Annotated in this window: 13 protein-coding genes; 5 read left to right on the top strand and 8 right to left on the bottom strand. The window is 69.8% G+C overall.

Annotated elements, in window-relative coordinates; translation table 11 throughout:
• The first annotated feature begins 108 nt into the window (after positions 1–108).
• Together ABZ824_RS05525 and ABZ824_RS05520 are read left to right on the top strand one after the other, a co-directional pair.
• On the top strand, positions 109–2,427 hold the full coding sequence (locus ABZ824_RS05525) for a thiamine pyrophosphate-dependent enzyme (RefSeq protein ID WP_356961793.1): 2,319 nt from the start codon (positions 109–111) through the stop codon (positions 2,425–2,427).
• A 48-nt stretch (positions 2,428–2,475) separates the two neighbouring features.
• On the top strand, positions 2,476–2,955 hold the full coding sequence (locus ABZ824_RS05520; RefSeq protein WP_355070773.1) for a hypothetical protein: 480 nt from the start codon (positions 2,476–2,478) through the stop codon (positions 2,953–2,955).
• Between the two features lie 9 nt (positions 2,956–2,964).
• Here the strand turns inward: ABZ824_RS05520 and ABZ824_RS05515 are convergent, their stop codons facing one another.
• Positions 2,965–3,567, bottom strand: coding sequence for a hypothetical protein (locus ABZ824_RS05515; protein ID WP_355070771.1), 603 nt, complete (start codon positions 3,565–3,567; stop codon positions 2,965–2,967).
• 61 nt (positions 3,568–3,628) lie between these two features.
• Positions 3,629–4,618, bottom strand: coding sequence for an alpha/beta hydrolase (locus tag ABZ824_RS05510; RefSeq protein WP_356961792.1), 990 nt, complete (start codon positions 4,616–4,618; stop codon positions 3,629–3,631).
• 54 nt (positions 4,619–4,672) lie between these two features.
• Between ABZ824_RS05510 and ABZ824_RS05505 the strand changes: the two genes are divergently transcribed.
• Positions 4,673–5,527 (top strand): SDR family NAD(P)-dependent oxidoreductase, encoded by an 855-nt coding sequence (locus ABZ824_RS05505; RefSeq protein WP_356961791.1) that lies wholly within the window; start codon positions 4,673–4,675, stop codon positions 5,525–5,527.
• On the opposite strand, the gene ABZ824_RS05500 is transcribed toward ABZ824_RS05505, so the two are convergent.
• Entirely contained in the window at positions 5,528–6,361 is an 834-nt protein-coding gene (locus ABZ824_RS05500; RefSeq protein WP_356961789.1) for a LysR family transcriptional regulator, read from the bottom strand.
• 69 nt (positions 6,362–6,430) lie between these two features.
• On the opposite strand from ABZ824_RS05500, the gene ABZ824_RS05495 reads away from it, so the two are divergent.
• A complete protein-coding gene (locus ABZ824_RS05495) occupies positions 6,431–7,564 on the top strand; it encodes a YbfB/YjiJ family MFS transporter (RefSeq protein WP_356961788.1) in 1,134 nt (377 codons plus the stop codon).
• On the opposite strand, the gene secG is transcribed toward ABZ824_RS05495, so the two are convergent.
• From secG to ABZ824_RS05480, 3 genes are read right to left on the bottom strand one after another with little or no spacing between them, the layout of a single operon-like run.
• Positions 7,551–7,784, bottom strand: coding sequence for a preprotein translocase subunit SecG (secG, locus tag ABZ824_RS05490; protein ID WP_014351691.1), 234 nt, complete (start codon positions 7,782–7,784; stop codon positions 7,551–7,553). The two genes, ABZ824_RS05495 and secG, sit on opposite strands and share 14 nt — an antisense overlap.
• Positions 7,785–7,839: 55 nt before the next feature.
• Entirely contained in the window at positions 7,840–9,483 is a 1,644-nt protein-coding gene (locus ABZ824_RS05485; protein ID WP_355070761.1) for an MFS transporter, read from the bottom strand.
• Positions 9,449–10,393 (bottom strand): DMT family transporter, encoded by a 945-nt coding sequence (locus ABZ824_RS05480; RefSeq protein WP_356961787.1) that lies wholly within the window; start codon positions 10,391–10,393, stop codon positions 9,449–9,451. Before ABZ824_RS05480 ends, ABZ824_RS05485 begins: the two co-directional genes overlap by 35 nt.
• 254 nt (positions 10,394–10,647) lie before the next feature.
• Between ABZ824_RS05480 and ABZ824_RS05475 the strand changes: the two genes are divergently transcribed.
• A complete protein-coding gene (locus ABZ824_RS05475) occupies positions 10,648–11,430 on the top strand; it encodes an META domain-containing protein (protein WP_356961785.1) in 783 nt (260 codons plus the stop codon).
• Positions 11,431–11,439: 9 nt separating this feature from the next.
• On the opposite strand, the gene ABZ824_RS05470 is transcribed toward ABZ824_RS05475, so the two are convergent.
• Together ABZ824_RS05470 and tpiA are read right to left on the bottom strand one after the other, a co-directional pair.
• Positions 11,440–12,087: a DUF1579 family protein gene (locus ABZ824_RS05470; protein ID WP_356961784.1), complete on the bottom strand. Its 648-nt coding sequence runs from the start codon at positions 12,085–12,087 to the stop codon at positions 11,440–11,442.
• 139 nt (positions 12,088–12,226) lie between these two features.
• Positions 12,227–13,012 carry a triose-phosphate isomerase gene (tpiA, locus tag ABZ824_RS05465; protein ID WP_355070754.1) on the bottom strand — a complete coding sequence of 262 codons (786 nt, stop codon included), beginning with the start codon at positions 13,010–13,012 and terminating at the stop codon, positions 12,227–12,229.
• Between the last annotated feature and the right edge of the window lies 1 nt (position 13,013).

The following is a 13,013-nucleotide window of genomic DNA, read 5'->3' as shown; positions in this document are numbered from 1 at the left end:
GCTGCCAACTGCTTCATCTCGTAAATTTGCACATCGCGGCCCTAGTTTTCCGGAAGAACACCGTCGGATAACGCCGCCGAGCGGCTGAGTTTACGAGATGATCGGTCGATGACCGAGCAGGCAGTGGATCTCGACGAGCGGTTCCGCACCGCCGTCGCCGCACTCGTCGCCCGCCCCGGCCGTCCGGCGGACCAGCCGATCGCACCCGGCGGCGCGATCACCGGTGCGGCGTGCCTCGAGCTGTTCGAAGCGCAGGCGACGAGCAGGCATCTCGATCTCGCGGCACGCCGCCTCGGCAGCGCCCGGCGCGGCTATTACAGCATCGGATCGTCGGGTCACGAGGGCAATGCCGCTGTGGCGGCGGCCCTGCGGGTCACCGATCCCGCCCTGCTGCACTACCGATCGGGGGCGTTCTTCGTGCATCGGGCCCGGCGCGTGCCTGGGCTCGACCCGATCCGGGACGTTCTGCTCGGGGTGGTGGCCGCGGCGGCGGACCCGATTTCCGGTGGCAGGCACAAGGTGTTCGGCAGCGCCGCGGCCAACGTCATCCCGCAGACCTCGACCATCGCCTCGCACCTTCCGCGCGCGGTTGGGCTGGCGTTCGCGATCGATCGCGCGGGTCGGCTCGGTGTCGCCGGTCCCTGGCCCGCCGACTCGGTGGTGGTGTGCAGCTTCGGTGACGCGTCGGCCAACCATTCCACCGCGGCCGGGGCGATCAATGCCGCGATCCACACCGCCGGTCAGGGAATCGCCATGCCCATCCTGTTCGTCTGCGAGGACAACGGCATCGGAATCAGCGTTCCCACGCCACCGGATTGGATCGAGCAGGCCTACGGCAGCCGCCAGGGCCTGGCCTACTTCGCCGCGGACGGCTGCGCCGCCCTCGACGCGCTGAGCACTGCGAATACGGCGGCGCGGTGGGTACGGGACCGCCGCGCGCCCGCGTTCCTGCGGCTGCGGACCGTGCGTCTGCTCGGTCACGCGGGATCCGATGTCGAAACCGCCTATCGCCGCCCCGCCGAGATCGCCGCCGATCTCGCCCGCGATCCGGTCGTGGCCACCGCACGGCTGCTGATCGAGTCCGGAGTGGCCACACCCGCCTGCGTGCTCGACCGCTATGCCGACATCGGCCACCGGGTCGCCACGGCCGCCGAACTCGCCTCGGCGGAACCGAAACTCGCCTCGGCGGCGGCCGTGATCGCGCCGATCGCTCCCGCCCGCCCTGCGCTCGTGCGCGCCGACGCGCTGCGGACCGAACCCCTCCCACCCAACGAGCGCGAACACGCGGAGACCGAGGACACGATCGCGGGCCGCGGTGCGCCGCAGCGCCGCAATGGCGCCGCGCATACCGAGCCGATGACCTTGGCGCAGGCGATCAACGAAACCCTCGCAGGCCTCCTGGCGCGCGATCGCGACCTGCTCGTCTTCGGCGAGGACGTCGGCCGCAAGGGCGGCGTGTACGGCGTGACGAAGGGTCTGCAGAAGACCTTCGGCGCGCGCCGGGTGTTCGACACCCTGCTGGACGAGCAGAGCGTCCTCGGCACCGCGCTGGGCTCGGCGCTGGCCGGGTTCGTGCCGATTCCGGAGATCCAGTACCTCGCCTACCTGCACAACGCCGCCGATCAGATCCGCGGCGAAGCGGCCACGCTGTCGTTCTTCTCCGACGGCCGTTACCGGAATCCGATGGTGGTGCGGATCGCCGGATACGCCTATCAAAAGGGTTTCGGCGGCCATTTCCACAACGACAACTCGGTGGCCGCGCTACGCGACATCCCCGGCGTCGTGCTCGCCTCCCCGGCCCGGGCCGACGACGCCGCGGCGATGCTGCGCACGTGCGTATCGGCGGCCCGCGTGGACGGCAGAGTGTGCCTGTATCTCGAGCCCATCGCGCTGTATCACACCCGCGACCTGCACCGGCCCGGCGACGACGGCTGGCTTGCACACCCGTCTCCGGCCGAGCACGTCGAAATCGGCCGCGCGCGCGTCTACGGCGACGGCCCCGACCTGACCCTGGTGAGTTTCGCCAACGGCGTGCCGATGAGCCTGCGCGCGGCGCGGCGCTTGGCCCGGCACGGAATCGACGCGCGCGTGCTCGACCTGCGCTGGCTCGCTCCCCTGCCGGTGGACGATCTGCTGCGCCACGCGCGCGCGACCGGGCGGGTCCTCGTCGCGGACGAGACCCGCCGCAGTGGTGGCGTGTCGGAGGCCGTGTGCGCCGCGCTGGTCGACGCCGGTTTCACCGGCCACCTCGGGCGCGTGACCAGCGAGGACAGTTTCGTGCCGCTGGGTCCGGCCGCCGCGACGGTGCTACTCGACGAGGACCGGATCGAAGCCGCGGCCCTCCGCCTGCTGAGCGACGCGACCAGCACGCGGCCTCGGCGCGCCGAGGCCCGGCATTCCCCGGAATTCGATTCGGCCGGGGAATAGTGGAAATACAGTGAGGACGACGGTGACCAGCAGCGGAAAGGACTCGCGATGACCACGATGTCCATGCTCGGCGAGGTACGACCGGAGCACGAGCACACGGCCGACGGCGACCTGGTGCTCTTGCACTACTTGCGGTCGTTCCACAAGCCCGTGCTGGATGTGTGGTCGGCGGCCACCGAACGGGGCCAGCTCGGCCGCTGGCTCGGCGCCGTCTCCGGCGGCAACGGCAACCTGACCATCGAGCTGTTCGACGGTCCCGTCCCCGGCCCGGTCGCGGTGCGCGTCGACCACTGTCAGGCGCCGCACGAACTGGTCGTGCACATCGACGGTTGCCTGCTCGAAGTCCGGATGACCCAGGTCGGCGTGGTCACCACCGTGGAACTGACCCGCCGCCATGTGAGTCCCGCCGACGCGGGCGCGATCGGTCCCCGCTGGCAGTATCTGCTCGACCGGCTCACCGCCTACCTCGACTACCAGCCACTGCCGCGGTGGTCGGATTATCCGAAACTGGCCGGGGAATACCGCTAGGCCCACGGCTCAGTAGAAGAACCCGGCGACGCCCCAGCCGGGACGGGCCTGCGCCTCCCGGATCCACTCGACGCAGGACTCGATGGCGGCGAGTACCTCGTGGTCGACCTCCTCGCGCTGCGGGGGCGTGGTCGACTCCCACTGCACGAGCGCTTCCGCGCACTGCTCCGGCGTCCATTCGCCGTAGCCGGGCAACTCGTCGGGCTGCGGTAGCGACGGCGGCAGCGAGTGGTACATGAACGCGCGGACGCTGACCGCTTTGATGCCGAGCGTGGCCAAGCCGTCGTCGATGTGGTCCAGCCAGCGACCACGGAACGCCGAGAAGTAGCGGTTGTCCACGAACCGGCCGTAGAACTGGCAGATCGTCTGGTAGGCGTAGCCGTACTGGAAACCGTAGGCCGGGTCGAACGGGCCGCCGTCGATGACGGCGCGCACCGCCTCGTAGCGGGTGGGCGCACCGGCCGCGATCTCCTCGGCGAACCAGTCGTCGTCATGGGTGAGCTGGGCTTTGAACCGGCCGCCGATCATCCGCCGGAGCTTGTCGTCCCCGCACCCGATGGCGCCCTTGATCCGGTCCAGCTCGACGACGTAGATGCTCAGGCTATAACTCATTCACCGAACATTAGCGGTGCCCACCGACACCGAACGCCGCTGAGCCCGAACGCGTTTCGGCTCAGGCCGGAAGCCCGGCCGGATGCGCGGCCAGATGGGCGAGATGAGTGGTGAGCAACGCGTTCACCTGCTCGGTCCGCTCCAACTGGACGAGGTGGCCCGCGCCGCCTATCTCGGTCACCGCGCGCAGGTCGGTGACGTGCCCGCGCATGGTCGCCAGCGGATCGCGGCCGCTGAAACCTTCCATGTCGGGATCCCGGTCGCCGTACAGGAAATAAGCGGGCGCGGTGACTTTCGCGTCCGCGTAGTCGGCGGTGAGCTCCCAGTTGCGATCCAAGTTGCGGTACCAGTTCAGTCCGCCGGTGAATCCGGTGCGTTCGAAATCCCGTGTCAGCACGTCCAGCTCGTCCGCGCCGAGCCAGCGCCACGGCAGCGCGGGCGCCTCCGGCAGCACGTCGAGATAACCGGTGCCCTCGGCCGGGAAACGCCAGGTGTCCAGGTAGTGATAGTCGGCGCTCAGCGCGTAGTACACGCGGGCGAGGAACTCCCGGGGACGCGCGCCGAGTTCCTCGTCCGCCGGGCCGGGGGTCTGGAAGTAGTGCAGGTGCAGGAAGTGCCGGGCCGCCGCCTTGGCCCACAGTTGCGACGGAGCACGCGGCGGGCGTGGCGCGAACGGATTGTTCAGGACGATGATCCCGCGCACCCGCTCCGGCGCGCGTAACGCCAGTTCCCACACCAGCGCCGCGCCGAAGTCCAAGCCGACGAACACCGCCTGCTCGGCGCCGATGTCATCGAGCAGAGCGAGCAGATCACCGCAGACCGCGCGATTGGTGTACTCCTCCGGATCGGCCGGGACATCGGTCTGTCCGTAACCGCGCAGATCCGGCGCGATGGCGCGGTACCCGGCCGCCGCGATCGCGGGCAGCTGGCGGTGCCAGATGTACCAGGTGTGCGGGAAGCCGTGGCAGAAGACCACCGGCTGTCCTGTTCCCTGCTCGGCGACGTGCATACGGACCCCGCCGGTCGTCACGAACCGATGCGTCAGCTCCACTCGGGCCTCCAAAGCCTAGAACACGTTATCGTTTCACGGTAATGTTCCGGTTTCGTGAGCGGAATACCCGAAAGGCTCGAAGGCAAGGTCGCGGTGGTCACCGGCGCCAGCCGCGGCATAGGCAAGGGCATCGCACTGGAGCTGGGCACCGCGGGCGCCACGGTGTTCGTCACCGGCCGCTCGGCGGCGCAGGGACGGCTACCCGGCACCGTACACGCCACGGCCGCGGAAATCGATGCCGCAGGCGGGAGCGGCATCCCGTTCGTGTGCGACCACCGCGACGACGACGCGGTGGAGCGGCTGTTCGAGTTGATCCGCACCGAGCACGGCAGGCTGGACGTGCTGGTGAACAACGTCTACAACTCCCCCGCCGCGGCCCGCTGGCTGGGCAAGCCGTTCTGGGAGGTCCCGCCTGCGGCATGGGACGAGTCGTTCGACGTGGGCGTCCGATCCCATTACGTGGCAAGCTTTTTCGCCGCGCCGCTGTTGATCGAGTCGGGCGGGCTGATCGTCAATATCTCGTCGCCAGGCGCGCGCCGGTACATGCACAACGCGGTCTACGGCGTCGCGAAATCCGCCGTGGACCGGCTCACCGCCGACATGGCGCACAACCTCGCCGGTACCGAGGTCACCGTGGTCTCGCTCTGGCCCGGCATCGTGGACACCGAACTGCTGCAATTGGTTCCGGCCGGCACCGACGGCAGGCGGCTGGTCACGCTGCCCGGCGAGGGCACCTTCGATCTCGGCGACGCGCAGACACCGCGCTTCACCGGCCGCGCCGTCGTCGCGCTCGCCACCGACGCGGGGCGTCGCTCCCGCACCGGGTTGCCATGGCCGGTAGCGGATCTCGCCGAGTACTACGGGTTCACCGACATCGACGGGCGCATTCATCGCGTCGACCGACCGTGATCAGAGCACCCCGAGAAAGCGCTGCACCGAGCGTGGCGGGACCGGCCTGGCGCGCCACGCCACGTACACGTGCGAGGGCGGCGCGTCGGGGATGTCCAGATAGACCACGCCGGGGTGCGGCGCCCTGGTGCGCGCCAGATCCGGCACCACGCCGATACCGCGATCGGCCGCAACCAACTCGATCCATTCGTCGAAGTTCGTACAGGTGATGACGACGCGATCCGGGTCGACCGGCTGCCAGGAGGCCGCGTCGGTGGTGCCCGAGACGGTGTTGACCACCAGCGGCCGATCGGCCAGTTCCGACCAGGACAGGCGCGGCGCACTCGCCAGCGGCGAGTGGGTGGCCACCGCGAGCACCCGCCGTTCGGTCGCGATGATCCGCGACGCCAGGTGACGCGGTAGCCGGGCCTCCTTGCGATAGATGGCGATATCGACCGTCCGCTCATCGAGCGCGGCGAGCGGATCGTCCACGCGCCGTAGGGTGATCCGGCCGCCCTGTTCCTCGTAACGACGACGGGTCGCGGCGAACCAAGCGTCCGGCAGCAACCAGGAGAATCCGACGTCCAGCGTGGCGCGCGAACGCAGTTCCGCGGCGACCCCGTCGACGTCGGCCAGGATGCGGCGGGTGTGGGCCAGCAATTCGGCGCCCTCGGCGGTGAGCGCGAACCGCCGGGACGTGCGCTCCACCAATCGGCAGTCGACCAAGCGCTCCAGTTGCTGGATCGTCCTGCTCAGGGCGGGCTGGCTCAGGTGCAGCCGGGTCGCGGCGCGGGTGTAGTTCGCCTCCTCGCACAATGCGAGGTAGGCCCGCAGATGCCGCAACTCGATATCCATGCGTTGAGCGTATACATCGTGCGTGGAAAGCATTTCCGGAGCGCCGCCCTGCGCTCTTACGGTCGAACCGTGACCACTGTTGCCCTCGCCGCACCCCAGCGCCGCGGCCTCGCTCCCGCGGTGGCCGCGGCATCCGGCCTGGCCGCCGCGATGGGGGTGGGGCGCTTCGTCTACACCCCCTTGCTACCGCTCATGGCCGACGCGCACCGCATCACCGCGCACGACGGCGCCTTGATCGCGACCGCGAACTACGCCGGTTATCTGCTCGGCGCGCTGCTGCTCACCTGGCGTCCGGCGCTGCACGACCGCAGGGTCTTCCTGGCGTCGGCAGCGCTGCTGATCGCGAGCGAGGCGCTGATGGCGGCGCCGGGACCGATCCTGTTCCCCGCCGTGCTGCGCCTGGTCGCGGGCGTCGCCAGCGCGGTGATCTTCGTCGCTTGCGCCGGTTTCGCGAGCCGTCCCGGCAGCGGCAGGCAGTCGGCGGGAATAGTGTTCGGCGGCATCGGATTCGGCATCGCGTGGACCGGCCTGCTGGTGCTGGCGTTGCGGCCGGTGGTGTCCTGGCAGATGTTGTGGCTGGTCTCCGCGGCGCTCACCGCGGTCCTGCTGATGCCCGTGTGGCGCTTGGATATTCGTCCCGGGCAGCGCGTCCCACACGGTGCGGCACGCGGCTCGCGCGTCTGGCGCGCCCTGCTCGTCGCCTACTTCCTCGAAGGCCTCGGGTACATCGTGATCGGAACCTTCGCGGTGGCGGCGGTCAGCGCGGAACGCGGGCCGGTGGCCGGCTCGGCGATGTGGATCGTCGTCGGCGCGGCAGCCTCGGTCTCGACCGTGCTGTGGAGCGTGGCCGCCCGGCGCTGGTCTTCGGCGCTGCTGTTACCCGTCGCGTTGGCGGCGCAATGCGTATCGGCCGTGCTCCCGGCCGTGTCCGGCGCGCTCTGGGCCGCGGTGACGGCGGCGGCCGTGTTCGGCGGGACGTTCGTCGGCATCGTCATGCTCGCGATGCGGGTCGGCGCCGAGTTGACCGATGGCGCCGCGGCGCCGCTGACGGCCGGTTACGGCGCGGGCCAGATCCTCGGCCCCGTGGTGGTGGCCCCTGTGCTCGGGACGAGCTATTCCGCCGCGTTCGTCATCGCCGCGGTGGTGCTCGGCGCGGCGGCGCTGACGGCAGGAGCGGTGACCGCCGGGATCAGGCGAACTTGATCTCCAGGCCGATGCCGAGGATGGCGATCAGCCAGATGAGGCCGGTGAAGATGGTGACGCGGTCGAGGTTCTTCTCCACCACGGTGGACCCGGACAGGCTGGACTGCACGCCGCCGCCGAACAGGCTGGACAGACCTCCACCCTTGGCGCGGTGCAGCAGCACCAGCAGCACCAGCAGCACGCTGGTGATGATCAGGAGGATATCCAGGAACATCCGCATGCCGGACAGTGTATGCGGTCGATGCGACGGCACCGAATCAGGCACTCGGCGGGCGCTAGCGCCGGTCGACCGCGACCAGATGGGTGACCTGCTCCGCTTCGTCGGCGCGGAACTTCGCGACGGCCTCTTCCCGCAGCTGGTCCTGAGCGGTGAGCCGGACCTGGTGCTGGTGCATGTGCTCGGCCCAGGACCGCACGACGAACGCCTCGACATACCGGTCGATCACCCCGACGTCGCGATACAGGCGCCATTCCATCGCTCCGGTGCGCTGCCGGGACCGCCCGACGAAGGCCATGGCGGTGAGGAATTCCTCGACGCACCCCTCCGGGACGTCGTAACCGCGCAGGATCAGCACCGGGCCGTCGTCGGGATCGGGTTCGACCACCAGCTCGGGTTCCGGCCAGAACGCCGAAGGGGTGAGATCGAGCAACTCGGGATCGTTGCGGATGGGCAGCCACACCGTGCTCACCGCGCAGAACGCCAGCAGCCCGGCGGCCCACAGCAGCGCGGGCACCGAGCCGATCGCGCCTGCGACCACGCCCCAGACCAGCGAGCCGATCGCCTGCCCACCCATGAAGACCAGCAGATACACCGACAGCCCTCGGGCACGCACCCAGGACGGCAGCAGCAGCTGCATGGTCGAGTTCATGGTGGACATCGCCAGCAGCCAGGCCAGTCCCGCGAACACCAGCAGCAGCAGTACCACCGGCACGACGTGCAGCAGCGCGGTGCCCGCCGTGGCCAGTCCGAACAGGATCGCGGCGGTGGTCAACCGCTGTGTGGGGGTCAACCACGCGCGCAACCGTGACAGCGCCGCGGCGCCGAGCACCGCGCCGATGCCGAGGGCGCCGAGCATGAGGCCGTACCCGGACGACGACAGCCCGAGTTGATCCCGCGCGATCACCGGCAGCAGCGCCCACACCGCGCTGGCGGGTGCGATGAACAGGATCGAGCGCAACAGCACCCGGCGAATGGCGGGCGCCGCGCGGATGAACCGGGTGCCCGCCTGCAAGGCCGCCAGCGGACGCTCGGTGGGCAGGCGCCGATCGGTCGCGGGGCGGCGCCACACCGTCAGCACCGCGACGATGCCAACGAACGACACCGCGTTCAACCCGAACACCAGCGTCGGCCCGGACAGCGACACCAGCACACCGGCCAGCGCCGGACCCACTGCCCTTCCGATATTGATGTTCATGCTGCCCAGCGCCGACGCCGCCGGGATCTGCTCGCGCGGGACCAGTTCCGGCTGGATCGCCTGCCAGGCCGGTGCGGTCAGCGCCTGACCGCAACCGAGCAGGAACAGCAAGGTGAGCAGCACCGCCGGCGTGGTGTGCCCGGTCGCGGTCGAGACCGCGAGGACCATGGCCAGCACCGCCATCGCGGATTGCGCGCCGAGCAGCAGCCTGCGCCGATCCAGCAGGTCGGCGATCACGCCGGACGGAATGGCCAGCAGCATCACCGGAAGCGTGATCGCGGTCTGCACGAACGACACCAGCGCCGCCGCATTGGGCTGGTCGACCATGATCCACTGCGCGCCGACGGTCTGCATCCAGGTGCCCAGGTTCGACACCAATTGCGCCACCCACAGCGCCCGGTAGATCGGAGAACGCAGCGGCGCCCACGTGGAAATCGGGAGCGTCGCGGCGGTCGTCACTCGCCGAAGCTTAGTCGTGGGACAGACACCGCCCCGACGCCGCATCCGGCGCCTGTGCCGCCGGTCGTGCCTGGGTCGCCGCGAGCAGCACCGCGGCGATCAGCAAGGCGGCGCCCGCCAGTCCCGACGCGGTGAGGCGTTCGCCCAGGACCACCGCCGCCAGCACCGCCCCCGTCAGCGGCTCGAGCAGGGCGAGCACCGCGGCGATCCCTGGACCGGCCGCCGCCAGCCCGCGGAAGTACAGGGTGTAGGCCACCGCGGTCGGCGCCAGCCCGAGCAAGAGCACCAGCGCGACGCTGCGAGGCGTCAGGTCGAACGCCACACCGCTGGTAACCGCGAGCGGAGCCAGCAACAGCGCGCCTCCGGTGAACCCGAGGCCCGTGGTGGTCATCGCGTCGAGCCCCGGTATCGGCGCCGCGTTGATCACGGTGACCGTCGCGAACGCCGCCGCGGCCGTCGAGGCGAGCGCCGCACCCGCCAGCAACCCGCCCGCGCCCGCGTGGCCGGTCGGCACGCCGACCAGCAGAGCCAGTCCGCAGAGGGCGATGCCGATGGTCGCTGCCCTGCGCCGGTCCACCGCACGCCTTCCGGTGCAGTGCTCGAGCACGGCGACGACCACCGGCGACATGCCGATCGTGAGCAATGTGGCGAGGCTCACCGACGACGCCGTCACGGCGCCGAAATAGGCGCCCTGGAAAACCGCAGCGAGTCCGGCCACCGCACCGATCCGCCGCCACGCCAGGGGATCTCGCGGCCACGGCCGCCGCGTTCCCGCGAGCAGGAGCACCAGCAGCAGCCCGCCGACGGCGAGGCGGCAGGTGGCGACCGCGACGGGCGACAGGCCGGTGGCCCGGTGCAACAGCGTGCCGAGTAAACCGCCGGTGCCCCAAAGGATTCCGGCGCCGACGAGGTGGACCAGCCCGGAACGGCCGGCCGAGGATACAGATGAGGACATGAAGGATCGCGCTCCTGCGACAAAAGGGATGGGGTCGCGGAAGCGAGGTGCACGGCGATGCCGAGAAGCGCGCGCTCACCGATCGGTGGCGCGCTGGATACCTACACCTCGCTCAGGAGGCGGGCGGCGGGGTGATGGGGAAGCATCGGTGCACGGCACAGATGCTAGTACGAGTACGAGGCGCGGGGGCGAGTCATCGACGCCGCGACCGTCGAAATCCGGGTGCGACGGCGCATCATCGGTAGCATCGCCGCATGGTGGCACACTTGGCGCGGCTGGGACCCGTCGTCCTGCTCGCCCTCTGGGCGATCACCGGGTGCTCGAGTGGCGAACCGAAGCGGGGCGCCGACGAACCGACCCCGGCGGGCCGCACCTTCCTCTCGACCGATGTCCAGGGCGCTCCGATTCCCGGGGGCGGTCCGCTGACGCTCGGTTTCACCGACAGCCGCATCGCCGCGGACGCGGGCTGCAACAAGTTCACCGGCGCGGTCTCCTTCGACGATCACGTCCTCCACGTGTCCGGCCTGGCCACCACCCTCATGGCCTGCGAGGACGATCGGCACGGCGCCGACGAGTGGCTCAGCGGGCTGCTGAATTCCGAGCCCAGCTGGCGGCTTGAGGACACCCGGCTCACGCTGCACAGCCCCGATCGCACCGTGACTCTGCTCGACAAGAAGATCGCCCGGCCGGACAAACCGGTCAAGGGCACGCAGTGGCTGGTCACCGCGCTCATCACCGACAACAGCCAGGTCCGCTCACGCGCTCTCGACGAGGTGCAGCCGACGCTCGTCATCGCCGAGGACAACGGCGTCTCCGGCAACGCCGGATGCAACCGCATGACCGGCAGCGCCGAGGTGTCCGGCACCCGGATCACCTTCCGGATCGCCACCACGAAGATGATGTGCTCGCCGGAGGTGATGGAGGTCGAGCAGGCCGTTCTGAAAGCTTTGGACGGCAAGACCACCGCCACGGTGGACGCCGACACGCTTACCGTGCGCAACGACAACGGCGCGGGACTGGTCCTGCACGCGCAGTGAACGTGCCCGCTACTTCTTCCGCGTGAGTACCACGCGATCGGCGACCCGCTCCGCCTCGCCGGGCGGCGCGAAGTAGATCTCCATCACCACCCGATCGGCCGACTCCGGCCGGATCACCGTGCGCATAGGGATGGTCTTGCCGACGAACTGCGGCCCGAGCACACCGGGGTCGGTGAATTCCCCGGCCATGACGATATCGGTGTCGCCGCCACTGTTCTTCGCGCCCTTGTAACTCATCGTCATCGGCGTGACGCTGTCGACGGTCGTCCACTCGTAGCGGTTATCCGTCGGTGCGAATCCGAGCAAACCGAGCCGATAGTACGGCTTGTCGCCGAAGACTCCCGTCGCTTCCTCCCGCAGGAAATTGCCGCCGGTCTCGGCGATCCATACCCACCGCGAGACTATCTCGCTTCGGATCGGGTTCTCCGCCGTGCCGCCCGCGATGTAGGTCGACTTCTCGCCCTTCCACTCCCCCACGAGCTGGTTCAGCCTGCGGTGCCCGGCGTCCTGCTGCTGCGGCTGCACCGCTGCCGGGGTGGCCTGCGCCGCGTCTTGGTGGGCGTGATCGTCATGCGAGGCGTCACCGGAACAGCCGGCGAGGGTGGCCAGCGCGACGAGCGCGACCGGGAGTGCGGCGTACAGCTTGCGTGCTATCACGGAAATCCTTGTCCGACTGGCGAATCGAGCTGCGTCATCATCGCACGGCCGGATGGCGCCCGCGGTTCACCGTTGGGAAACGCCGAACAGCCCGGCATCGCGGGAGCGGCGATACCGGGCTGTCGCGTGTAGCGCCGTATCAGGGCAGGGGGCCGCCCGCGGCGATGGCGGAGAGAGTGGCGAATTCGTCACCCTTGAGCGAAGCGCCGCCGACCAGTGCGCCGTCGATGTCACTCTGCGCGACCAGTTCTCCGACGTTCTTGGCGTTCACCGACCCGCCGTAGAGCACGCGGACGCCCGCCGCGACCTCCGGCGAGGCGAGCTTCTCGAGTTCCCCGCGGATCGCGCCGCAGACCTCTTGCGCGTCGGCGGGGGTGGCGACCTTGCCGGTGCCGATCGCCCACACCGGCTCGTAGGCGATGACGACCTTCGAGATCTCTTCCGCCGTCAGGCCTTTCAGCGAACCGCGCAGTTGCTCGAGGTTGTACTCGACGTGCGTGCCCGCCTCGCGGACGTTCAAGCCCTCGCCGATGCACACGATCGGGGTGATCCCGTGCTTCAGCGCCTGCTTGGCCTTGGCCAGCACCGTGGCGTCGTCCTCGTTGTGGTACTGCCGCCGTTCGGAGTGCCCGACCACGACGAAGGCGCACCCCAGCTTGGCGAGCATGCTCGCGCTGATCTCGCCGGTGTAGGCGCCCGACTCGTGCACCGAGACGTCCTGGCCACCGTAGGTGAGCAAGAGCTTGTCCCCTTCGACCAGCGTCTGCACGCTGCGAAGGTCGGTGAACGGCGGGATCACCGCCACATCCACCTTGTCGAAGTACTTCTCCGGCAGGGCGAATGCGATCTTCTGCACCAGGGCGATGGCCTCGAGGTGATTGAGGTTCATCTTCCAGTTGCCCGCGATGAGCGGTTTGCGTGCCATG

Source organism: Nocardia sp. NPDC047038 (genome assembly GCF_040644075.1).
GTDB lineage: Bacteria > Actinomycetota > Actinomycetes > Mycobacteriales > Mycobacteriaceae > Nocardia > Nocardia sichangensis.
The sequence above is the reverse complement of the archived record's forward strand: the minus strand, read 5'-3'. Positions and strand labels throughout refer to the sequence as shown.

Bases quoted from the DNA above. Each gene is read 5' to 3' on its own strand.
- ABZ824_RS05515 (WP_355070771.1), bottom strand. From the start codon at position 3,567: ATGAGTTATAGCCTGAGCATCTACGTCGTCGAGCTGGACCGGATCAAG.
- ABZ824_RS05480 (WP_356961787.1), bottom strand. From the start codon at position 10,393: ATGTCCTCATCTGTATCCTCGGCCGGCCGTTCCGGGCTGGTCCACCTC.
- tpiA (WP_355070754.1), bottom strand. From the start codon at position 13,012: ATGGCACGCAAACCGCTCATCGCGGGCAACTGGAAGATGAACCTCAAT.
- ABZ824_RS05525 (WP_356961793.1), top strand. From the start codon at position 109: ATGACCGAGCAGGCAGTGGATCTCGACGAGCGGTTCCGCACCGCCGTC.
- ABZ824_RS05485 (WP_355070761.1), bottom strand. From the start codon at position 9,483: ATGCGGCGTCGGGGCGGTGTCTGTCCCACGACTAAGCTTCGGCGAGTG.
- ABZ824_RS05520 (WP_355070773.1), top strand. From the start codon at position 2,476: ATGACCACGATGTCCATGCTCGGCGAGGTACGACCGGAGCACGAGCAC.
- secG (WP_014351691.1), bottom strand. From the start codon at position 7,784: ATGCGGATGTTCCTGGATATCCTCCTGATCATCACCAGCGTGCTGCTG.
- ABZ824_RS05475 (WP_356961785.1), top strand. From the start codon at position 10,648: ATGGTGGCACACTTGGCGCGGCTGGGACCCGTCGTCCTGCTCGCCCTC.
- ABZ824_RS05500 (WP_356961789.1), bottom strand. From the start codon at position 6,361: ATGGATATCGAGTTGCGGCATCTGCGGGCCTACCTCGCATTGTGCGAG.